General features: G+C 70.8%; 16 protein-coding genes. 4 read left to right on the forward strand and 12 right to left on the reverse strand.

The features are described from left to right. Positions 1-13 precede the first annotated feature (13 nt). From ACFPA8_RS02825 to ACFPA8_RS02840, 4 genes are all read right to left on the reverse strand, one after another. Positions 14-679 carry an HAD-IA family hydrolase gene (locus tag ACFPA8_RS02825; RefSeq protein ID WP_386441704.1) on the reverse strand — a complete coding sequence of 222 codons (666 nt, stop codon included), beginning with the start codon at positions 677-679 and terminating at the stop codon, positions 14-16. A 238-nt stretch (positions 680-917) separates the two neighbouring features. Then, complete coding sequence (locus ACFPA8_RS02830) at positions 918-1,958, reverse strand: peptidoglycan-binding domain-containing protein (RefSeq protein ID WP_386441706.1); 1,041 nt, start codon at positions 1,956-1,958, stop codon at positions 918-920. A gap of 379 nt (positions 1,959-2,337) precedes the next feature. Then, complete coding sequence (locus tag ACFPA8_RS02835) at positions 2,338-3,426, reverse strand: hypothetical protein (RefSeq protein WP_386441709.1); 1,089 nt, start codon at positions 3,424-3,426, stop codon at positions 2,338-2,340. Positions 3,427-3,707: 281 nt separating this feature from the next. Beyond that, on the reverse strand, positions 3,708-4,292 hold the full coding sequence (locus tag ACFPA8_RS02840) for a TMEM165/GDT1 family protein (RefSeq protein ID WP_386441712.1): 585 nt from the start codon (positions 4,290-4,292) through the stop codon (positions 3,708-3,710). 687 nt (positions 4,293-4,979) lie between these two features. On the opposite strand from ACFPA8_RS02840, the gene ACFPA8_RS02845 reads away from it, so the two are divergent. The 4 genes from ACFPA8_RS02845 (at position 4,980) to ACFPA8_RS02860 (ending at position 9,464) form a co-directional block, all read left to right on the forward strand. Further along, positions 4,980-5,645 carry an HNH endonuclease family protein gene (locus ACFPA8_RS02845; protein WP_386441715.1) on the forward strand — a complete coding sequence of 222 codons (666 nt, stop codon included), beginning with the start codon at positions 4,980-4,982 and terminating at the stop codon, positions 5,643-5,645. A 560-nt stretch (positions 5,646-6,205) separates the two neighbouring features. Further along, a complete protein-coding gene (locus ACFPA8_RS02850) occupies positions 6,206-7,987 on the forward strand; it encodes an alkaline phosphatase D family protein (protein ID WP_386441718.1) in 1,782 nt (593 codons plus the stop codon). Between the two features lie 130 nt (positions 7,988-8,117). Then, on the forward strand, positions 8,118-8,834 hold the full coding sequence (locus ACFPA8_RS02855; protein WP_386441721.1) for a DedA family protein: 717 nt from the start codon (positions 8,118-8,120) through the stop codon (positions 8,832-8,834). A gap of 93 nt (positions 8,835-8,927) precedes the next feature. Next, positions 8,928-9,464 (forward strand): GNAT family N-acetyltransferase, encoded by a 537-nt coding sequence (locus tag ACFPA8_RS02860; protein ID WP_386441723.1) that lies wholly within the window; start codon positions 8,928-8,930, stop codon positions 9,462-9,464. Positions 9,465-9,640: 176 nt separating this feature from the next. Here ACFPA8_RS02860 and ACFPA8_RS02865 read toward each other — a convergent pair whose 3' ends face one another. From ACFPA8_RS02865 to ACFPA8_RS02900, 8 genes are all read right to left on the reverse strand, one after another. Beyond that, the gene (locus tag ACFPA8_RS02865) at positions 9,641-10,693 is read right to left on the reverse strand and encodes a chitinase (protein WP_386441725.1); all 1,053 of its coding nucleotides are present in this window, start codon (positions 10,691-10,693) and stop codon (positions 9,641-9,643) included. Between the two features lie 329 nt (positions 10,694-11,022). Further along, positions 11,023-11,670: a hypothetical protein gene (locus tag ACFPA8_RS02870; protein WP_386441727.1), complete on the reverse strand. Its 648-nt coding sequence runs from the start codon at positions 11,668-11,670 to the stop codon at positions 11,023-11,025. A 199-nt stretch (positions 11,671-11,869) separates the two neighbouring features. Next, positions 11,870-14,752, reverse strand: coding sequence for an ABC transporter substrate-binding protein (locus ACFPA8_RS02875; protein WP_386441730.1), 2,883 nt, complete (start codon positions 14,750-14,752; stop codon positions 11,870-11,872). A 416-nt stretch (positions 14,753-15,168) separates the two neighbouring features. Then, positions 15,169-15,387, reverse strand: a complete 219-nt coding sequence (locus tag ACFPA8_RS02880; protein WP_386441733.1) for a hypothetical protein — start codon at positions 15,385-15,387, stop codon at positions 15,169-15,171. A 120-nt stretch (positions 15,388-15,507) separates the two neighbouring features. After that, positions 15,508-16,527: an SCO7460 family lipoprotein gene (locus tag ACFPA8_RS02885; protein WP_386441736.1), complete on the reverse strand. Its 1,020-nt coding sequence runs from the start codon at positions 16,525-16,527 to the stop codon at positions 15,508-15,510. A 202-nt stretch (positions 16,528-16,729) separates the two neighbouring features. Continuing rightward, a complete protein-coding gene (locus ACFPA8_RS02890) occupies positions 16,730-18,247 on the reverse strand; it encodes a nickel transporter (protein ID WP_386441739.1) in 1,518 nt (505 codons plus the stop codon). A 6-nt stretch (positions 18,248-18,253) separates the two neighbouring features. Next, positions 18,254-19,582 (reverse strand): tetratricopeptide repeat protein, encoded by a 1,329-nt coding sequence (locus tag ACFPA8_RS02895; protein WP_386441742.1) that lies wholly within the window; start codon positions 19,580-19,582, stop codon positions 18,254-18,256. 5 nt (positions 19,583-19,587) lie between these two features. Next, a complete protein-coding gene (locus ACFPA8_RS02900; RefSeq protein ID WP_386441745.1) occupies positions 19,588-21,069 on the reverse strand; it encodes a DUF4331 domain-containing protein in 1,482 nt (493 codons plus the stop codon). Between the last annotated feature and the right edge of the window lie 318 nt (positions 21,070-21,387).

The raw sequence follows: 21,387 nt of genomic DNA on the forward strand, positions 1-21,387 counted from the left end.
CCGCCGCGTCACCTCAGTCCGCGAAGTGCAGGCGGACCGCGCCGTCCGGCAGCCGCTCCACCCCGACCCGCGTCAGATCGCCGACGTGCGCCGTCGGTCCGTACGCCGCCGCCCGCGGCCCCACTCCCACGACCCGCATCCCCGCGGCCAGTGCCGCCGTGATGCCTGCGCGCGAGTCCTCGAAGGCCACGCATTCCCCGGCGGCGAGCCCCAGTTCGGCGGCGCCCTTGAGGAAGCCCTCCGGATCGGGCTTGCTCGCGCTCACCTGATCCGCGGCGATGCAGACGTCCGGCATGCGTACGCCGGCCGCAGCCATACGGGCCGTCGCGAGACCGGTGTCGGCGGACGTCACCAGGGCGTGCGGTACGTGCTGCACGGCAGCCATGAACGCGATCGCGCCCCCGACGGGGACGATGCCGTCCAGTTCGCGGGTCTCGCGGGCCAGGAGGGTGCGGTTCTCCTCGTGGTTGACCTCCATGGGCCGGTCGGGGAGGACGTCGGCCATCGTCAGGTGGCCCTGCCGCCCGTGGGCGACGCGGAGCACCTCTGCCGGATCGAGGCCCTTCGACACCGCCCAGTCACTCCATACGCGTTCGACGACGGCGTCCGAGTCGACCAGGGTGCCGTCCATGTCGAGCAGCAGACCGCGGGCCGTGATGGACGGTTGAGGGTTCGGCATGAGGCGCGCGCTCCCTGGTCGGGTGATCTCCCGGCGCAGCCGCGCGGTCCGGGGCCGGACCGGGCTGCTGGGTCGTCCGTTGTGCGAGTAGGCCAAGGTGGCTCCGCCCGCCGGTCGGGGACGCCCATCCGTCAGGTCTGGGCTCGGGCGGAACCACTTTGTTCCACCACGATACAAAGAGCTCGGGCAGTGCGCCAGTGGGCGCCGGGTCCGAACTGCGTCCGGCACCTCCGCCGCGTCAGCCCGTCGTCTGCGACTCCAGCGCACGGCGGGTGTTCGGCCCGTACTCGCCGAAGCGGTCGCCCCGCACGCTGTTGCGGACCTGGTACCGGGCGACCGCCCGCTGCACGTCCGCGGAGTAGACGCCGTCCTCCGGCACCTCCTGGTCCAGCGTCCCGGCCTGCTTGAGGCGGCGCTGCAACTCGGAGACCTCGTCGCCCCTGTCACCCGGGCGCAGCGTCGGCCCGCCGGGCTGCGTGGACTCCTGCGGTGGCCGCGGCGGATGGTTCGGAAACCGTCCCGGGCCGCCGTCGCCGTTGCCTTCACCGTCGCCGTTCGAGCTGCCGGAACCGCCGGGCTCGGAGGAGGGCGCAGCCGTCGGGACGGCCTCCCGGTCGGTGTGGTCGTCGCCGCCGCGGTCGGCCCGGGAGGGGTCGTTGCCCGTGCGGGACGGAGCGGCGGAGGGCTTGTCGTCCCGCTTCTGCTTCTCGCTGCCGGACGGGGCCTCGGTCGGGCCGCCGCTGGGGACGTCCGGGAGGGCGCGGTCCTTCTCGCTGAGGCTCCGGTCGTCGCCGGAGTCGCCGTCGGTGAAGGCCTGGGTCGTCAGCAGTCCGGCACCCAGCGCGGCGACCACGCCGGCAGCCGCCATCGCCACGGCACCGGGGCGGCGGCGCCGGGGGGCGTCCCCGACCCGGGGCGCGCCGCGGCGATTTCCGCCCCGTCCCGCACGCCTGCGGCCTGTGCCTGCCCGGAGCGACACGGACGGCTCATGCGCACCGTCCCGGCCGGGATGCTCCTCATGCTCCGCCGGGTGCTCCGCGTGCTGCCCGGAAGGGAGCAGGGCGGGCAGTTCCGCCGTCTCCCCCGTACCGCACCGGGCGAACGGCTCCAGGTCCGGCGTCGACGGACCTGGGTCGAAGGGCTCCGGGAGGTCCACATACGGGCGTATGTGCATCGGGTCGACGTGCTCGGCCGTGAACGGGCCCACGCAACCGCACGACGTCCCGCCGTCCGCGGTCAGTTCGGCTCCGCACCCCGGGCAGCATCTGTGCGCCGTCATCCCGGCCCCTCCCCTGGGTTCACCACCGCACTCCGTGCACGGCCGCTACACCCGAATCGCCAGTGACTGTCCAGCCGTGCACCTTACGCGGCGCGTGGTCCTCACGGTCAACCGGAGTCCGAAATATGCGCGAAGGGTGACGAGTATCATTCCGGACCGCATTGCGACCCACCCGTCCCAACTGTCGCTGTCCGCAACGCATTCGGGGCTCTGCGACGACGAACCGGGGCCTCCCGGCGGGATGCTGCACCCGCCGGGAGACCCCGGGGTCAAACGGCACACAAGACCGAAATCCGTACAGCGGCGGCCACTTCAGCCACTTCAGCCGAATCGGTGACTTGGGATACTCAGTTGGGTTCTTTCGGTCCGGCCGGGCCGGTTACTGCCCGCTCTCCGGCGCCTGCCAGGTGAGCGTCTTCGCCCCGGAGCCCTCAGGGGTGAAGGCGAGGGCGATGGGCGAGTCGCCCTTGGGGACGAGATAGACCGAACACTCCGTCACCGACGCCTTCGGCTCCACCAGTCCGTCGGGCTTCGCCTTGGGGCACGGCGCGAAGTCCCGGCCGCTGAAGTCGATCAGGGTGAGCCGCTGCGCCGGCCTCCCGCTGACCCCGCGCAGTTCGATCTGCTGGTTCATCTGGGGCAGCAACTTGTTCGAGCCGTTGTTGCGGTAGTCGAACGTGACGTAGTACGGGACCGACTTCTTCTGGTCGCCCCGCAGCTTGAAGCCGCTGAGGTCCGACAGTTTGCCGGTGCGGACGCTCTTGGGGGTCGCCCGCACCTTCACGGTGCGGCCTTCGGCGTCCTCGACGGCGGTGTCGCCCGCCTCCTCGAACGGCAGGACTCCGCTGGGCAGTTCACCCTTGTCCGCGCCGGTCTTCCAGATGACCGGGGCGCTCTGCCGTCCTTCGGCGTCCGTTCCCGTGTAGGAGACGACCACGGGCTCCCGGCCCTGGGGCATCATCACGATGGAGCACACCGTGGCCTTGCCGCCCGGCTTCAGCTCCTCCGGAGCGCTCTTGGTGCATGCCTCGGGCAGACCCGACTTCCCGGAGAGCGGGGAGCCGAACACGGTGATCCGCTTGCCCGCCTGCCCGTCCGCCGCGGCCAGGGTGAAGTCCCGCTCAGGCGACGGGCGTTCCAGGGTCTTGGTGCCCTTGTTGCTGAAGGAGACGGTCAGGTAGTACGGCACCATCTTCTTCAAGTCGCTGTCGAGCCGGACGTCCTTGAGGTCGGCCGCCGAACCGCGCGCCAACTCGCTGGGGCCGGCCGCCAGTACGTGCGACTCCTTCTTCAAGTCGGTCCAGGTGATCTTCCGTTCCGCGCTGTCCACCTTGAGCGGACGGGCCTGCGCCACGTCCTGCTTCGGCGCCTTCCCGGCGGGCTTCGCGCCCGGCTCACCGCCGCTGCAAGCCGTTGCGAACAGTGCGATCGCACACATACCGGCTGCTATGCCTGCAGGCCTCTTCATCGAATCAGTACACCCCGTTGTCCTGTTTCAGAGTTCTTGTCGCGTGGTGCCGCTTCACTGCCGCTTTCATCTGCTGAATCGCAGGAGCAACAGAGTAAGCGCACTATCGCACTTCTCGGACTCGGGTTCGTACCAGCAGTAGCGCCGCGATGACGGCCGGGCAGCGCGGGAGGGCGGCATACGGCTCGACCGACGCCCCGTCACGCCGTCACGCGCACCACCCGGACACCGTTACCGGCAGCACGCGGCCGACGCGCCACCGCGGGTGCCGCCCCGGCCCGTCAGGGCGTGGCCGCCTCGTACAGGCTGAAGGCCGCCAGACCGGCCATGAGCAGCGCCGCGACCCTGGTGATCAGCCGCAACGGGACGAACCGCATCAGCGTGCGCCCGCCGAGAATGCCGAGTGCGGCAACCGCCCACAGTGCGAGCACCGCACCGAGGCCGACGGAGAGCGGATCGTCGTACCGTGCGGCGAGGTTGGCGGTCATGATCTGCGTCAGGTCACCGAACTCCGCGACCAGGATGAGCATGAAGCCGCTGGAGGCGACCTTCCAGAAAGACTGATCGGCAGGCGTCCTGACCTGCTCCTCCTCCTCACCGTCCTTCTTCAGCCACAGCACGAGCGCACCGGCGAGGAACAGCAGACCCACGACCGCCTGCAGCGGGCGCTGCGGCAGCAGGGTGAGCACGCTGCCCGCTGCGACGGCGAGCACGACATGCACCACGAAGGCGGCGGCGACACCGGCGAAGACGTACGAGGCGCGATACCGCGTACCCAGCATGAGCCCGGCGAGGGCGGTCTTGTCGGGCAGCTCGGCGAGAAAGACGACACCGAAGACGACGGCGGCGACGGAAAGGCTGATCACGGGAGTTCCTCCGGGCCGGTGCTGTCGTGCCGTCGCAGCGCATACCTCGGCACGACAGCGTCGATACGTTCAGTACGGACGCTGCTTGCCGAAGGTCTCGCTGGTGCTGCGACTGCGAACCGGCCGCTTCGCTGCCTGTTCGAGGCCCTGCACTCCGGGCGCCGGGGCGGAACACCGGCCGACGGAACCCTCAGGCAGAGGCCGTGCGGCAGGCGGAACGCCCAGTATGTCGACGGTCCGGCGAAGAGCTACTCCCCTTCTGCCGGCACCAAGGCTAGACGACGCGCTGCCCGTACGCGATCGCGCGCAGGCGACCAGACGTGAGCGAAACGCGCTTCGAGACGCCGGAGACGCACCGCCGAGGCGCCGCAGACGCACCGTCGAGGCGCCCGGATGCGCCCGGATGCGCCCGGTTACGCCCGGAGGCTCCCAGAGGCACCGCCGAGGCCGTCCGTACGGGGCACGGAGGCCCGGGGCCGGTACAGAAGGGGGCGCACCACAACGTACGGGGCGCGGAAGGCCGTTCGCACCCCCCTGCACAACAGCCAAATGTGCCAGGGGGCTTGATGTGACGTGGACACGTCGTCACGCTGTTACCTGACGCCTGCCTCCCGGAAACCTGCGGTCGGCATCGTCGAACCACGAGGTGCACGCCTCGCAATAACCCCCCACACCGGAGGAGTTCGTATGCAAGAGGGCATACGCACAAAGCTCTACGCGCGTCGACGCAAGTCGGTCATAACGGCCGCCCTCGCCGCTCCCTGCGCCGGACTGCTGCTGTTCATCGGTGCCCCCGCTCAGGCCGAACCCCCGGCCCCGCCGAGCGCGTCCGAGGCGCAGACGATGCTCGAAGGCCTCAGCGAGCAGACCGAAGGCTCGATGGACGGCTACGACCGCGAGAAGTTCCCGCACTGGAGCGACCAGGGCGAGGGATGCGACACCCGCGAAGCCGTCCTCAAGAGGGACGGCACCGGTGTGGAGACCGGGAGCGACTGCTACCCGACGAGCGGCACGTGGAAGAGCCCGTACGACGGCGGAAGCTGGACTGACCCCTCCGACGTCGACATCGACCACATGGTGCCCCTCGCGGAGGCATGGACCTCCGGCGCCAGCGAGTGGACGGACGACGAGCGCGAGAAGCTCGCGAACGACATGGACATCGCGCAGCTGGTCGCCGTGACGGACAACGTGAACCAGTCGAAGAGCGACCGCGACCCGGCCGAGTGGATGCCGCCGGAGACGGGCTACCACTGCACCTACGCCCGGATGTGGATCTGGGTGAAGGACACGTACAAGCTGACCGCGGACTCCGCGGAGAAGAGCGCCCTGACGGAGGCCCTGGGCACCTGCTGAGGCAGGCGTTCACCGCTCCAGTCGTAGAGCACTGCTCCGGACGGCACCGCTCCCCCTCGGAGGGACGGATCGCCGACCGGAGCAGTGCTCTCTTCGTGGGGCGGGGCGGGGCGCAGAAGCAGCGCTCTCGTCGTGGAGCGGTGCAAGCCGATAGATCAGCGCTCTCGTCGCGGGGCGGTGCGGGGCGCAGAGCGGCGCTCTCTGCTCGCTCCCCCGCTCTCTCTTCCTGGAACGGGCGCGGCCGTCACAGCGGGATCAGCACTCACGTCGTCACGTACGGCAGGGGCCCGGTCCGAACAGCACGGAAGAGACGGGCACGCGAGAGCAGTGCTCGCAGGGGGAGCACGCGAGAGCAGCGCTGCCTCTGCGGAGCAGGGCACCCCCCGAAGAGCAGTGCTCTCGTCGCGGAATGGGCGAGGACGGCTCCGCAGAGCAGTGATCACCTCACAGAGCGACGCCCAAAAGTCACGAAAAAGTACAGAGCAGCGTTCTCAGCGTAGGAAACTCGCCGATCTCCTTCGTCGTTCCGTAGCGTGCAGGGCGACGGAGGGAGAACTTCCATGGTCAGGCTGCGCCTGGGACCACTGCTGCGCTACCTCGACGAGGACACGGCGACGATCTGGATCGAGACCGACGGGCCGTGCGAGGCAGAAGTGGCCTGCGAGAGCGGCAGTGCGGGCGGCAGCGCCCGCACCTGGCAGATCTCGGGCCATCATTACGCCCTGATCACCGTCGTGGGCCTCGAACCGGGCACTGTCACGGCCTACCGCGTGCTCCTCGACGGCGCTCAGGTGTGGCCGGAACCCGGCTCCTCCCTCCCGCCGAGCACTATCCGCACGCCCGCACCCGGCACCGGCACCCTCGACATCACCTTCGGCTCCTGCCGCTGGGCGGCCCGCCCCTCCGCCAGCTCGCACGACCCCGCCGGCCCCGACGCTCTCGACGCCCTCGCCCAGCGCGCTCTCGCCGGCGGGGACCGCCCCGACGTCCTCCTGCTGCTGGGCGACCAGGTGTACGCGGACGAGACCTCGGAGCGTGTGCGGGCGAAACTCGCCGAGCGGCGCGACCTGTCGGAGCCACCATGGGGGCAGGTTGCCGATTTCTCCGAGTACACGCTGCTCTACGACGAGTCCTGGCTCGACCCGGAAGTGCGCTGGCTGCTCTCGACGGTGCCCAGCTGCATGATCTTCGACGATCACGACGTGATAGACGACTGGAACACCAGCGATTCGTGGCGCCGCCAGATGCGGGAGACCGGCTGGTGGCGCGAACGCATACTGAGCGGACTCGCCTCGTACTGGGTGTACCAGCACCTGGGCAATCTCTCGCCGGGCGAGCTGGCCGAGGACCCGGTCTTCGCCGCCGTCCAGGAGGCGGAGGACGGTACGGCGGTGCTGCGCGAGTTCGCTGCCCGCGCGGACACGTATCCCGAGACCGTCCGCTGGAGCTACCGCCGTGATCTCGGCCGCGTCCGCATGATCATGATCGACACCCGGGCGGGGCGTGTACTGGACGAGCAGAAGCGCGCGATGCTGGACGAGAAGGAAATGGCGTGGCTGCGCGAACAGATGCTGACCGCGCTGGACGGCAACGTCCCGGGATACGACGCGGGGCATCGCGCGCCGGGCGCACCGGACGCCACGGAAGCAGGCTCCGGACACGCCTGCGACCACCTGCTGATCGGTACGTCGCTTCCGTGGCTGCTGCCGCCCGCCATCCATGACGCGGAGGCGTGGAACGCCGCCCTGTGCCGTGGCTCCCGCGGGCCCCGCTGGGCCAGGCTGGGCGAACGGCTGCGCCGCGAAGCGGACTTGGAACACTGGGCCGCCTATCCGCAGTCCTTCGACGCCCTGACGGAACTCCTCCACGAGGTCGCCTCCGCCCGTGAGGCGCCGGCGACGCTGGGTGTCCTCTCCGGGGACGTGCACCACGCCTACATGAGCGAGCCCCGGTTCGCCGGAACGGTCAACTCGCGGGTCCTCCAGCTGACTTGCTCACCCATGCACAACAGCATCCCGGCAGTGATGCGTTGGGGTTTCCGCTTCGGCTGGAGCCGGGCCGGCCGCTGGGTGGGCCGTGCGCTGGCCCGGCACGGACGCGCGGGCCGCCCGCCGGTGAAGTGGCGGCGCACGGGCGGTCCGTGGTTCGGCAATCAGCTCATGACGCTGCGGCTCCGCGGCCGTTCCGCCGAGCTCTCGCTGGAGCAGGCGCACGCCGTTCCGGAGGGCGCCGACAGTCCCGGCGGAGTCCCCGGTCAGGGCCGCGGCAGCAGGTCGCGGCTGGAGTGCGTGCTCCGCCGGCCGCTCGTCACGGACCCCGAGGAGCACCCTCCGGGCCTGTGACCGCCCTGAGACAGACCCGAGATCATTCCCGCACGCCCCGGCCACCACACCGGCAACATCCACGCGTACGCTGTCCCAACGCAGTTGAACGCTCGGGGGACGAACGCAAAGGGGACGAACGGGGGAGACAGTGCTGGAAGTCCTGGGGTCTGTGACCGGATCCCCATGGATATACGGGGTGATCGCACTCTCCGTCCTGCTGGACGTCTTCGTTCCAGTGCTGCCGAGCGGGGTGCTCGTCGTCGCTGCGGCAACCGCCGTGGCCGGTACGACTGCCGCCGATGCGGCCGCGGACCTGCCCGGCCACGCCCGCCGCGCTGCGGAGAGCCCGCATCTCCCCGAGATCGTGGCCCTGGTGCTGTGCGCTGCGACCGCCTCCGTGGTGGGTGACCTCGTCGCGTACCGCCTCGCCCGGCGGGACGGGGGACGCTTCGGCCGTGTGCTCTCCCGCTCGCCCCATCTGCGGGCGGCCCAGGAGAAGTTGGGACATGCGCTGGCGAGCGGCGGAGGCGCACTGGTCATACTGGCCCGTTTCGCCCCCGCGGGACGTTCGGTCGTGAGCCTCACCGCGGGTGCCGCACACCGGCGTGCGAAGGACTTCGTGCCCTGGTCCGCGCTGGCAGGGCTGACCTGGGCCGCGTACAGCGTGAGTCTGGGGTACTTCGGCGGCCGCTGGCTCGGGGCCTCGTGGCTCGGCACCGCCGTGTCGGTGCTGGCGCTCTTCGCAGCGGGCACCCTGGCGGCGTACGTGCTGCGGCGCAGGCCGCGAGGGCAAGGCGACCGGCCGGGAGAAGGCGGCGAGAACGCAGCGGAGGGCGAGGAGTTCCAGGCAGTCCAGCCGGTGTGAACGGCGTCCCGGACCGGAAGCCGCCGGACCCGGCGCCACGGCGCTGTGAAAACCACGTGCTTCCGCCGCGGCCGAGGCACGACGATGAGCCGCATGAGCACACCATCGGGCACCTCACCGGGCCCTGCCTGGCCGGCCCGCACCGAACGACGCGAGGACATCTCCGCCGTACGGCGCGTCAACCTCGCCGCCTTCGAGACCGCAGCGGAAGCCGACCTCGTGGACGCACTCCGCGGGGACCCGGACGCCTGGCTCCCCCACCTCTCCCACGTCGCCCTCGCCGGCGACGAGGCGGTCGGCTTCGCCCTGCTGACCCGCTGCCACATCGGCGACGCTCCCGCACTCGCCCTCGGCCCCTGCGCCGTGCTGCCGGAGTACCAGGGGCGGGGCGCCGGCAGCGCCGCCGTCCGCTCCGCGCTGGAAGCGGCACGGGCGGCGGGCGAACGCGCAGTCGTCGTCCTCGGCCACCCGCCGTACTACCCGCGCTTCGGCTTCACCCCCTGCTCCGGCTTCGGCATCGCTCCGCCGCCCGGACAGGAGTGGCCCGACGACGCCTTCCTCGCGCTCTCCCTCGACGGCGGCGCTCTGCCGCGCGGTTCGGTGTGTTACGCGCCCGCCTTCGGCATCTGACCGTCCGCACGACGCCGGAGAGGCGTCCCGCCGTACTGCTGCGGGACGCCTCTCCGCCGCCCGGCCCGTCCGCTCAACTCCCTTGCCGGGAAACGCTGTCGGCGCCTCTCCGGCATGCCTCCGCCAAAGATCCGCCTGCGGACGCCGTCATGGAGGATCGCGCTGAAGTCCGTTGCTCACCGCCCGTGTTGAGCCAGAACGCGGGTGTACTGCCACGGCTCCTGGATCATCCCGGAGCACGAGTCCTCGGCCGGATACGGACGCGCTCCGCACGGACGGTCCCGGTTGACGGACCAGAAGGTGAGCCTGCCCAGCCCGTGCTTGCGCGCGTGGGAGGCGATGGTGCGGAAGTCCTCCGCCGTGATCGTCTCCCCCTCCCCGGTGATCCCGTTCATCGAGGAGACACCGCTGCGCGCGTACGCCTCCTTCTCGGTGTAGCCGTAGGCGCTGCGCAGTCTGTCCTTGAGCCCGTCCACCGCCCGCGTGCTGATGAGGCCCATGTCCTCCCCCTTCGCGGACGGCACGAAGGAGAACGGCATGATGCTCCACGCGTCCGGCTCCACCTTCATCGCGGCCGCTCGGTCGATGAGTGAGCGGTCGGGTCCGGAGCGGTGGCTGGGCAGCGTGACGTAGACGACGAGGCCGGGGTTGGCCTCCTGGACGAGGCGGAGGGCTCCCAGCATCTTCCGCCGGGCCGCGTCGCTGCGGTACGCACCCGCTTCGATGTCGATGTCGATCGCCTTCAGTCCGTACGCGTCGATCACCGTCTGGTACGCCCCGGCCAGCGCCTCGGCGTCCGCGCAGCTCTGCTCCAGCTTCTTCCCCAGTCCGCCGCCGAACGACGGCATCACGTCACCGCCCGCCTTGCGCACAGCGCGCACCGTACGCTCGTCCACTCCGCCGGTGAGCGGCCGGTACCCGTCCCAGCGCGGGGTGCACTCCCCCTGGCTGAGGACGAACGCGAGCGTGAACCAGCGGACGCCCGTCGCCGCCATGACGGTCTCGGGCTTCGGCGGGCTTCCCCAGCCGAGGGAGAGATAGGGCGCCACCGCCATCGGCGCAGGCGCCTGAGCCTGCGGCTGCGGCTGCGGCTGCGGCTGCGGCTGCGGCTGCGGCTGCGGCTGCGGAGGAGCGGAACGCGAGGTCGCGGCCGTCGCGGAGGCACCGAGCGTGGCGACCGCGAGCGCGACGACCACGCCCGTACGGACGGGGCCGCCGCATCTGCCCATGCGCCTGCGCAGCGTCCGGACGGCCGCCTGGAAGGGTTTCGCGCTTTCGGATCGCTGCTGCGCAGCGGAGGTCTGGCGGGTGGAGCGAAGGTGAGTCAGAGTCAGCGGTCTCATCCGGTCCCTCATCTCGGCCTGGGTTGCCCTCCCCTACCGAGATGGTGATCACACCGGACGGTCGATGCCCGTATCCCGCCCCGGGCGTGTCCGGTGCCGGACAGGCCCCGCCGAGGACAGCCCCTCGCCGGCCGCCGCCGCCCCGCCTGCCCTGCCCGCCCTGCCTGCCCCGCCTGCCCTTCCTCCAGAGCGTGACGGCGCGCGGACCGCGATCGTCACTGCTCCTCGGGCTCGTCGATCTCCGAGAAGCCCTCGCTCTGGTCCCAACGCAACGTGTACAGACCGAAGTCGCTGTTGTAGACGAAGAGGACCTTGCTTCCCTCGCTGGTGATGGAGCTGTCCTCCCAGCCGTCGAAGCCCTCGGTGATGTCGATGTCCCACTCGGTGAGGTCCTCCGTGCCGACCCCGGCGATGGACTCCATCGGAGGCTCTCCGTCGTAGCAGAACCGCCCGAAGTCCGCGATCAGGGAGACGGTTCCGTCCTTCTCCTGGAGATCGACCCCCTGACAGCGGTCGGACTCCGTCTTGTAGAGCGTCTGCCACTTGCTCCACTTGTCCGACCCGGCAGTGGTGTGACGCTCCTGCGCACCCGTCCCCTCGACCAGGCGCACGTGCACCTTGCGGCCGTCGCTCAGTTCGAGGGTCGACTCGAAGTCGTCGGCGGCCTCGTCCCTCTCCTTCTGCTGTCCGGCCTCGGGCCTCTCCTGTCCGGCCTCGGCCGGCCGGACGCCGGTCCCGGCGCTCGCCGTGCCGTACCCCGCTGCCAGCAGACCCAGCGCGGCCAGTGCGGCGAGCCCGGCCCTGCGCGTCTTGCGTATCTCCACGGTGCGCTTCCCCTCTTCGACGGTCGGTGGTGGTCCCACAGGTCCGCGGCTCCCGTACGGGGCAGGCCAGTGCCCCCGTCACCCGCAGACATCTCCGGAGGACGCACCCCGCCCGCCCCCGGTTCCCGGTTCGGCCGCCCCGTGGGTCGGCCCAACCACCGGGCCGCGCCCTGGACTTCCGCCCGCCGCGGTGGCCCGGCGGCACCGGCTCACGCAGAGCCCCGCAGCGGTGCGCGGCTCATCCGATCGAGCATTCCTTCTTTGTCAGCGCCTCCCCCGGTCCGGCCTGCCGGGAGCAGAGGATCTCGCGGTCGTTGCCGCGTCCGTCCCTGTTCGTGACCTTCACCACCGAGATGGCGAACCGGTCACCGCCTTGGTCGGCACCCTCGGTGAAGTTGATCCGGCCGGTGGCGAGGCTGGTGAAATCGGTCTGCCGGAGAGCGGCCCAGGTCTCGGCGCGGCTCCGTGCCTCCCCGTCGCTCTCGGCCGCCTGGTGCAGCACCTCGGTGGCGTCGTGCGAGAGTGCCGTCTGACCGTTGTCCAGCTTCGGGGAGACACGGTCCTCCCGAAGGGCCTCGTCGATGGTGAGGCCCAGCTCTGTGCCGCCGTCCTCCGCGAGCCTGTCGAGACGCCCGAGGAAGAGCGACCCCGGCAGGGACTGCTCCAGCGCGGTCAGGGTGAGGTGGTAGATGGTGACGTTCTTCGCGACGGTCGTCCCGTAGCCGAAGCGCGCTTTGGAGAGGTCGTCGCCGGCGAGGACGGCGATCTTCTCCTTGTTGCAGCGGTCGTTGGAGGCGATGCCCCGCATGAGCGGAGTCACGTCCTCGGACCGGCCTGCGAAGTAGACGGCCAGGGGTACGTCTTCCTCGCCGCAGATGGCTTCGATCTGCGTGTCGAGAACGGGGCGGCCGTTCCTGATCCCGTAGTCGTGCAGACGCTCCACCCGGTAGCCGGCATCCTCCAGCATCGCCTCGCCGTACTTCTTCTGCTCCTTCGTGTACTGGTCGTGGCTGTTCCTCCCGTGGTCACGCGCGAGGACGACGGCTCTCTCCTTCCCAGGCGCGGAAGTCAACTGATCGGCGACGAGCCGAAGTTGGTCGTTCTGCCATTCATCGGTCGCTGCCAGGCCGAAGAAGTTGGGGTAACGGGTCATGTGAGTACCGGAGTTGGTGCTGGAGACCACCGGCAGATCTGCCTCGCGGAGCATCTCCTGCACGTCGTCGCTGTCGGTCATGTCGCGGCCCATGCCGACGACCCCGACGATCGACTCGTCCCTGCGGGCCAGGTCGGTGATGTGCCGCGCCATGGTCTTCTGCGCGTACATGTCCTGGCCGCCGTTGGCCACCAGGACCCTCAGCTTGACCGAGGACTCCTGGTTGATCGACCTCTGCGCGAGATGGACGCCGCGCAGCTCCTCCAGGCCCTTCGTCAGCTGCTCCGCCGAACTGCCGCTCAGTGGACCCGCGTAGACGATCGTCACGTGGTCCTCATTCCTGCCGATCTCCGCGTTGGCCGTCCTGATGAGCTTCTGCACCTTCGGGGCGACGGGGAACGAGACCGTGCCGGTGGCGACGCCCACGCACTCCGCTTCCTCGTCGCCCGCGATCCGCACGCGTTCCGAGTCGCGGTTGACACCGCTCAGGCCGCCTGCGCAGTAGCGCTCGCCCAGTTCGGAGTCGTAGATCCACAGGCCCACTGCCGCGGCGCACAGCAGAAGAACCAGAGCAGGCGAGGACCAGAGCCATGTCCACCGTGGCCTGACGACGGGCGAGATGCGCCGACGGCCGGTCCGGGCCTGGCTCAGCCAGTCGTCCGTCAACGGCACTCTGAGCACCCAGGGCAGCGTGCTCCCCCGGGTGCTGGGGGACTGGTTCACCCGTCGGCTGCGGTTCCAGTCGGCGTACTCGGGGATGTCCGAAACCGGCCCTGTCATCGGGTGCGCGGGGAGCGGGGCCTCGAAGCTGCTCTGGAGCTCCTCGACGTCCTGCTGCCGGACTGCGGCGATCACCAGCAGCGGGTCGAGTTCACTGCGGACGCTGCGGATGTCGCTGATCGCCTTGATCAGTTCGATGGAGCCGCCGGCCTTGTCGGCCGGAGCCAGAACGAGTACCGGAGGCGTCGGGCGCTTCCGGCCGCGCAGATCCAGCGACCAGGCCGCATGTGCGTCACGCAGGTCCTCGCGCAACGCGTGCACCCGCAGCTGGAGATGCCGGCGTTGAGCGTCCACCGAGGCCTCGTCCGGCCCACCGTCCGCCAGCAGCCGGCTGTCCCGGAGATCGCGTGCGACCGCGTCCACCCGCTGACGGACCGAACCGGGCGGCCACAGCCGGAGGAACCGCCAGGTCCCGCGTTCACCGCGCTCCGCCCGCGGACCCTGATTGAGGTAGGTCGTCCCGAGGAACCAGCGGATCTCACGGCGCAGTCCGAGAAGGAGCGGCGCTCTGCCGGGAAGGACGCTCAGCGCGATCACCACGGCGAACACGGCCGCCACGAACCCCAGCGTGACGAACCACGGCTTGCCCGCGACCACCACGGCGATCACCGCGATCAACAGCGCCGGCAGTGTCTTCGACGCGTTCGTGACCTCGCCGCGCAGCCTTGTCGCCCAGTGGGTGCCGCCGGGGCGCCATCCCTTGCTGTTCAGGTACTTCAGCAGGCCGTCCGTACTCCCCCGCCTGCCCTCCTGTGCGACCGCGTCCTCGATGGTCGACAGCAGGTCGCTCCGCGGGAACACGTAGGGCACGTACTGGCCTCTGCCGCCCCTCCAGGGATCGGGCTCCACGCACGGCTCGCGGCCCTCCACCGGCTTCTTGCCGCACAGCTCCTGGACCAGATGCAACGCGCGTACCCGCGGGTGGAGTTCACCGTCCTCACCGTCCTGCGACGACTGCTTCACGCTCGCGCACCGGATGCCACGCTCCGCCAGTTCCTCGCCGAGTTCTTCGACGACCCCGAGCACGTGATCGTCGGCCGCGGCGTCCTCCGAGTCCGGATGGACGACGAACAGCGGCACGGCCATCGACCTGCGTCGACGGAACTCCCGGAAGAGCGAGTCCAGCATGCCGGTCACGTGCGGTGTCGTCTCGTACCGTCTGCGGTTGTCCGCGTCGGCTCCAGGCATCGGTGTGGTCCCCCATGGTTGCATCCGGAACGAATGTCTCGAACGTGAGTCTGTTGCATCGTCAGATGCGGGAGAAGATGTCTACCGAACCATCACACGATCACAAGCGGTTATGCGCCACTTCCGTTGGCGTCACCGCGCCAGCGGCAATTGCCGACTGACAGCAGGCGCGGAGAACCCTCCGGACAGCGCTCCCTGCGACGTACTGCGATATGCGCGGCTCCGGCTGACGCGGCTCCGGCAACCGCGGCTCGGGCTGACGCGGCCGACCGCATCGAACAGGCAACTCCGAACTCGGCTCTGTTAGTTGACGGACGAACGGCGACGCCGCCGAGCTGAGGCAGTGGGCGTGCTACAGGCAGTGGGCGTGCGGCAGATCGGCCGACGTACGACCCCGGCTGCCCGCGCCCCGCTGATCAGGCGTCTTCCGCCGACGTTCCCCCCGGCTTGCGACGGGGCTGCCCCATCATCCCGATCGCTATGCCGATCGGGAGACCCACTCCGAAACCGAGAGCGATGTTGTCGAAGATCAGCAGCCCCAGGACCGAGCCGAGCATCATGCCGATCACGATGCCGGTCATGTAGCCGCTGCCGCTGCCGGACTTCGAGGTGCCGTCGCCGTTGCTGTCAGCCATCGGACCATGGTGCAGCAACAGGGCCTTGCGGGGAAGGAATCGAGGGCGTCACGGGACCCGTGGGCACCCAGGACCCGCATCCGGCCGGGTCCTGCCCAGGCGGTGCGCGCGGCGCGGCCCTCAGTCCAGCGGCGGCAGTCGCAGCGCCCCGCGCCCGTCCCGTATGCCGCTCACCACCGTCGGCTCACCCACCAGACGGCCCTCCAGGTCGACCGTCAACGCCAGTGCGCTGTTCCCGAGGCAGCGCTTCCCTTTCTCCCCAGGGCTTTCGCAGAACAGGACCCAGCCGCGCAGCCGGTCCACCCGGGCCGGCAGCAGACTCCATGCGCCGCCGTAGCCCTGCGCCAACTCCGCGCGCGGGTGCGGGCCCTTGAGCCACTCGGCAGCGGAGGCGTGGACCTTCCTCTTGAACTCCTGGCGATCCTCGAAGGGCCGCACGATCCGCGCCGTCCCGGATTCCGGCCGCACCACGCCATCGCGCCACGTGTAGGTCACCGCGTAGGAGGAACGGCCCGCGAGTGCCGCGTGGAGTCCGGGAGCCGTCCTGCGCAGCAACGCCGGGTCGCCCTCCCGTCCGGCCGGGAGTTCGCGGACCTGGGACGGGTCCGCGAGGTGGACCGTGACACTCGTACGACCGGCATGCTGTTCGGCCGGCAGTGCGCGCGAGTAGCGCCGCAGGCAGTCGCCGATGCGTGCGAGGACGTCCTCGACGTTGCCGTTGGACAGCGCCTGGGCGATCCACGGATCGGTCACCGTGCCGCGTTTCACGGACGCGGCGTGCACCTCGTACCCGCAGCGCGCGAACTCGCCCTTCAGCACCCGCCATTCAGCAGCCGCGGCTTCGCCCCGCCCCCTGGCGTCCCGCAGCGCCTGCGCACACGGCTGACCGCCGCACCTGTCGTGACCGGCTTCCACACGCAGCCGCACGAACGCGTCCGGATCGTCGCGGAGCGCGTACGTCACCTCCGAGCCCGTGGTCTCCGGGAACAGGGTCCGCGCGCCGACGACCCGCAGCTCTCCGGGGTACACGGCCTCGGCCAGTTCCTGTGCGCGCTGCTGGTCCTCCTTCGTCGACAGGACGCCGCAGCCGCTCGCCAGGAGCGCGAGCACCGTCAACGTCATGCCACGTCGCCACTTCACATCGGCCCCCCGGTCTCCTCGCCTCGGTCGCGAGCGTAGGAGGCGGAGGGCGGCACCGGATGAGTACGCGTACCCGGGCGACGTACTCAGCCGTCGGGCGACCGGCCACGGGTCGTCCCGCCGACAAGTCGTCCCGGCAGACAGACGTCCCGGCAGACACGGGGATGCGGGTGCGGCGGCCGCTCGCCCGCCGCTGCCGCTGTCACAGCGGCGGCAGGCTGCGCAGGGTGAGGCCGAGTCCGACGGTGAAGACGGCCAGCGCGGTCAGGAGGGTGCCGTAGCGGGTGTAGCGGGACCATGCGGGGAGTCGTCGTTCAGTGAGCGTGGTCAGGCGTTCGCCACCGCTGGACAGCAGCAGGCCGGCTGCTGTGAGGGTGACCGCCATGCCGAGTCCGTACCCGAGGACGAGCAGGACGCCGAAGAACGTGCGGCTGAGGGAGAGGGCGCCGAGCAGTACGACGAGGGCCGAGGGGCTGGGCACGAGCCCTCCGGCGAGTCCGACGCCGAGGAGTGAGGGCAGGCGGAGGGGGGTGCGGTGTGCGTCCTCACGGGAGCGAGGACCGCTGTGGCTGTGCGTGTGGGCGTGGTCGTGGGAGTGGTGGTGGTGTCCGTGATGCCGGTTCGCCGGCGGGCTGCCGGACTTGAGGGCGCGTACAGCCGTGGTGAGCAGCCATGTGCCGATCACCGCGATCAGCAGACCGCTGACCGTGCCCAGCCAGCCCAGCAGTTGCTCTCCCAGAAGTCCGCCGGAGAGAGTCAGCACGAGTCCGACGATCAGCACTCCTGTGGTGTGCGTGGCAGTCACGGTCGCGCCGACTGTCAGCGCGGCCCTCACGCCGCCTGTGCGGCGGGCGAGGCACGCAGCGACGGCGAGTTTCGCGTGACCGGGGAGGGCCGCGTGACCCGCGCCGAGGACAACGGTGAGCAGGACGCCGAGGAGCCCCACCGGAAGGGTGAGGTCGCGGCTGGTGGTGAGTGCGGTCAGTTCCCGCTCCACGGAGGGGAAGAGGGAGGCGCCGGCTGCGACGGAGGGGCGGGCGCCGGACGCGGCGCCGTCCGTTTCGCCGGAGGGCGTGCCGTCGGAGCCGGGTCGTGTGCGGAGTCTTGCCGTGGTCTCGTTCAGCGGCTCGTCCGCGGCGCCTGACGGATAGTGGCGCAGCCCCGCGCTCGCGCTCCGCTCCGGGGCGGACGAGGCCGTCAGCCGCACCCCGTTTCCGGCCGTCGCGGTGATCTCCTTCCAGCCGGTGCGGGTCCGGTCCGCCCCCGAGGCGAAGGTGACGTCCGCCGGCCCGGAGAGGTCGGCGTCGGCGTGGAGACGGCAGGTGAGCCGGGCGATCGGCAGACCGGCTGTGCCCTTGCCGTACGTGAGGCGGCTGGAGCGCACACGCCAGTCGCTGCGACGGCTGCCGACCGTCACCCTTGAGGCTTCGGCGAGCCGGGTGCAGCGTTGCCGGGCGCGAGTGGCGGCCTCGGCCCGGGAGACATCGCCGTCGTCGTCCGTATCGGTCCTCTCACGGTCCTGGGCGGTGGGGATCTCCGCGCTGTCCACGACGGCGGTGTCCTCGATGTGACCGGACGACAGCCGCAGTTCGTCGTGGTGGTTGAGGCTGAAGTTGCCCAACGGGTGGGCGTGCGCAGCGGGGATCGCCGCAACACTGATCAGCAAGGCGAAGATCATCGCTACCAGGACGCGGAGCGGGGTACGGACACGCTGGATCACCGGCGGTCACCGTTTCTCTTCGGCGGAGGGGCTGCCGGGTCGGTGGAGCAGCCGGGCGGCGCGGGGAGCGTGGTAGGGCGAGAAGTGCGGGTTGAGCCGGAGCGCCTGCCGCAGGTGGCGGTCGCCCGCGCCGTCCTGTCCGAGCCGGTGCTCGATGACCCCTCGGTGGTAGTGGAAGAGCGCGTTCTTCCATCCGGTGCGGCCTGCGGCCCGGGCGTACTCCAGCGCCTCGGCGTCGCGTCCGGCGCGGTGCAGGGCCCAGCCGAGCGCGTCGGCGACGATGACGCTGTGCGAACGCTTCCACTCCCGTCGCATCAGTGCGACCGCGGTCGCGGGGTTTCCGTGATCGGCTTCGTACAGCGCGAGGTGGGGATCGACGGGGCCGCCCGTGGCGCGCAGCATCCGCGCCTGCGCCTTCAGTCCGGCCAGCGCTTCCCGGCCCCGCCGGTCCGGCCGCAGTTCCGCCGCCTCCAGCAGGAACTGCGGCAGCGGCGTCCGTTCGATGAGCTGGTCGTACATCCTGAGCGCCTTCGCCGGGTGTCCGCGTACGGCCTGGAGCCGGGCGCGGCCGGCGACAGCGTGGGGATGGTCCGGCACAGCGGCCACGGCGCGCCGGAAGTGCCGCTCGGCACGCCTCAAGTCGCCCTGCGACCAGGACAGTTCACCCAGCCGGGACTCGGCGAAGGCCGTCTCGTCGGGTGTCTGTGCGCTCTCCGCGGCTCGTTCGAGGGCGACGGCGGCGTCCCGGTCGCGGCCATGGGTCTCGAGGTCGTACGCGGCACGGCTGTAGGCGGCAGTCGTCGGCTTCAGGTCGAGCATGCGCTGCACGGCCGCCCGTGCGGCGCGGTAGTGCCCGAGCTGGATCTCGGCGTCCGCGAGTACGCCGTAGCCCTCCGCGCGGTCGGGCGCCATCCGCGTACTGCGCAGACCCCACCTGCGCCCCGCGCCGAACTCATGCCGCGCGTTGGCGAGTTGCCCCATGCCCGCCGTGGCCGGGTAGTTCCCCGCGCGTTTCAGCTCGAGCGAGCGCCGCAGCGCTTTCCCGGCCGCCTCCAGGCGGCCGGCGTCGAGTGTGGTGCGGGCTCTCTCGATCTCCGCCTGGGCCAACTCCGACCACGCGACCGGGTCTTGCGGCGCCTCGTCCACCGCTCGGCGCGCCACGCGAAGAGGCTCCTCGGCCAACTCGGCGGCGTCGGCCCGGGACGTGGGTGTGGCGCGCGGTCCCGGAGGCGGCCCGGCGTCGCCGTGGAAACCGGCCGGGCCCATGGCCAGCAGTCCCGCGACGCAGACTCCGACGGCGACGGTTCCGCCGACTGCCGCGTGCCGGCCCTTCACGGGTCTCACAGCGCCGCGTGCGGCGGGTTGAGATAGGGGAAGGTGTCCTGGGCGTCGGCCGGCTGAAGCTTGAAGTCAGGGGTGGGCAGCAGGTGTTCGGCAGACGGGCCTGCGGGCTCGCCCATCAGCATCCGTACCAGGGGCCCGTCGATGGTGTCGTTGAGACGCCGCCCGTTGGGGAAGCCCTGCCGGTCGCCGTCGATGACGCCGTCGGACTTCGGGTCCCGCGTCACGGGGGTGGTGAGGTTCAGCCGCAGTTCCTCGGCCGGGACGATCTTCGACGGGTCGGCGTCGGCGTTCATGGCGGGCGTGTTCAGGTCGTAGCCGAACTTCGCCCCGTTGTCCTTTCCGATACCCCGCATGAACAGCGCCTCGATGTCCTTGCGTGGCGTGGCGGGAGCCTCGAAGCGGTGGGCCCGTTCGATGCGGTGCGGCGGTACCGGGTCGTTCACGGCGGCGAGGAAGTCCCGCTCCAGGTGGTCGTCTTCGGGGTTGCGCTGCTGGAAGCGGTCCTCGGGCCCGCCGGGCCGGGCCATTCCGACGGTCGAACCGAAGACGCCGAACGCAACGTGCGGGTTGCCCTGCCGGGAGACCTGCTGGAACGTGGCTTTCTGCCCGGAGAGGCTCCTGCTCAGGTCGGCGCCCGGACGGGAGACCGAGGCCCAGACGCCCACGACGGGGTTGCGCCGCGGATCGTTGCGCAGGGCGATCGCCTTCTTGGGCACCTGGACGACCAGGCTGTTGACGTTCAGTGCCGACAGGGGCTGCGCGTCGGGCAGCCAGCCGCGTACCGGCCCGGCCGTGCCGACGGTGTAGAGCCCGAACACTTCACTGTCGGCCTTGAACGCCTCCGCCGACTGCCCCGCCAAGGTCCGTCCGCCGCCCGGCAGTTGACGGGTGGCCTCCTCGCGCAGCCTGCGGTAGTCGGGCATGAGGGCCCGGCCCGCGTGTGTGGGGGCGGCGACGCCGTCGTCGACGAGCGTCTCGGGTTTCCCTCCGTCCCGGACGCGCTCCAGCGTGTACGTCTGCCGTACCCGGAGGGACGAGTCGTCCAGTGAAGTCACCTGGCCGGGCCCGACCTTGGGGCCCATCTTGAGGGGCCTGCGATCGTCCTTGGCGAAGGTCCAGCGGTAGGTCGTGTCCGGAGTCCCGTCGCCGTCGGCGTCCGTGTTGATCTCGTATCGGGCGCCGTCGGCGAACGGATGGTCGGCGATCGAGCTGGTCGCGTTCCCCGGAAGCTGGAACGGCCGGACGTTGGCGATCAAGGTGACCATGTCGTGGTCGTCGGTGCTGGTGAAGGCGTAGACGTCTGTGATGTCGGCGGCCGAGTCGGCCAACGACGAGGGAGCGTCCACATGACCCCCGGCCTGGCTGCTGGACAGGAGAGGACCTGACAGGGCCGCGCCGGCCACAGCGGTCGCGCCTGTGACGAGAGCGATCCGGCGACGGTGCAGAGGAGTTGACCAGGTCCTGCGGAACCAGTTCATGCGTGCTCCAGGCATTCGGGGCTGCGTCCGGAACCACAGCGTGCCGCGCGGCGAGATCACCGCGGGCTGTCCCCGGCTGACGCCACCCGCGTGAGGTACGTGGTCCACCGGGAGGACTGACTCCCGGCACCTGGCATTGACGGCCCGTCAAGCACGCTCGTGCGGAGGCATATCGAGTGCGGCTCGACCCAAAGCGCCTCTGTGCAGCGGTTATTGACGCCTCAGCGGTCGAACACCGAGGGCCGGGAAGGCAATCGCGGCACACGAAATAGCTGGTTTCCCTGCCATTCATGGCTATCCGGACCAGAAGCGCATATC

The sequence above is a fragment of the Streptomyces ovatisporus genome, assembly GCF_042653885.1.
GTDB classification, from domain to species: Bacteria; Actinomycetota; Actinomycetes; order Streptomycetales; family Streptomycetaceae; genus Streptomyces; species Streptomyces ovatisporus.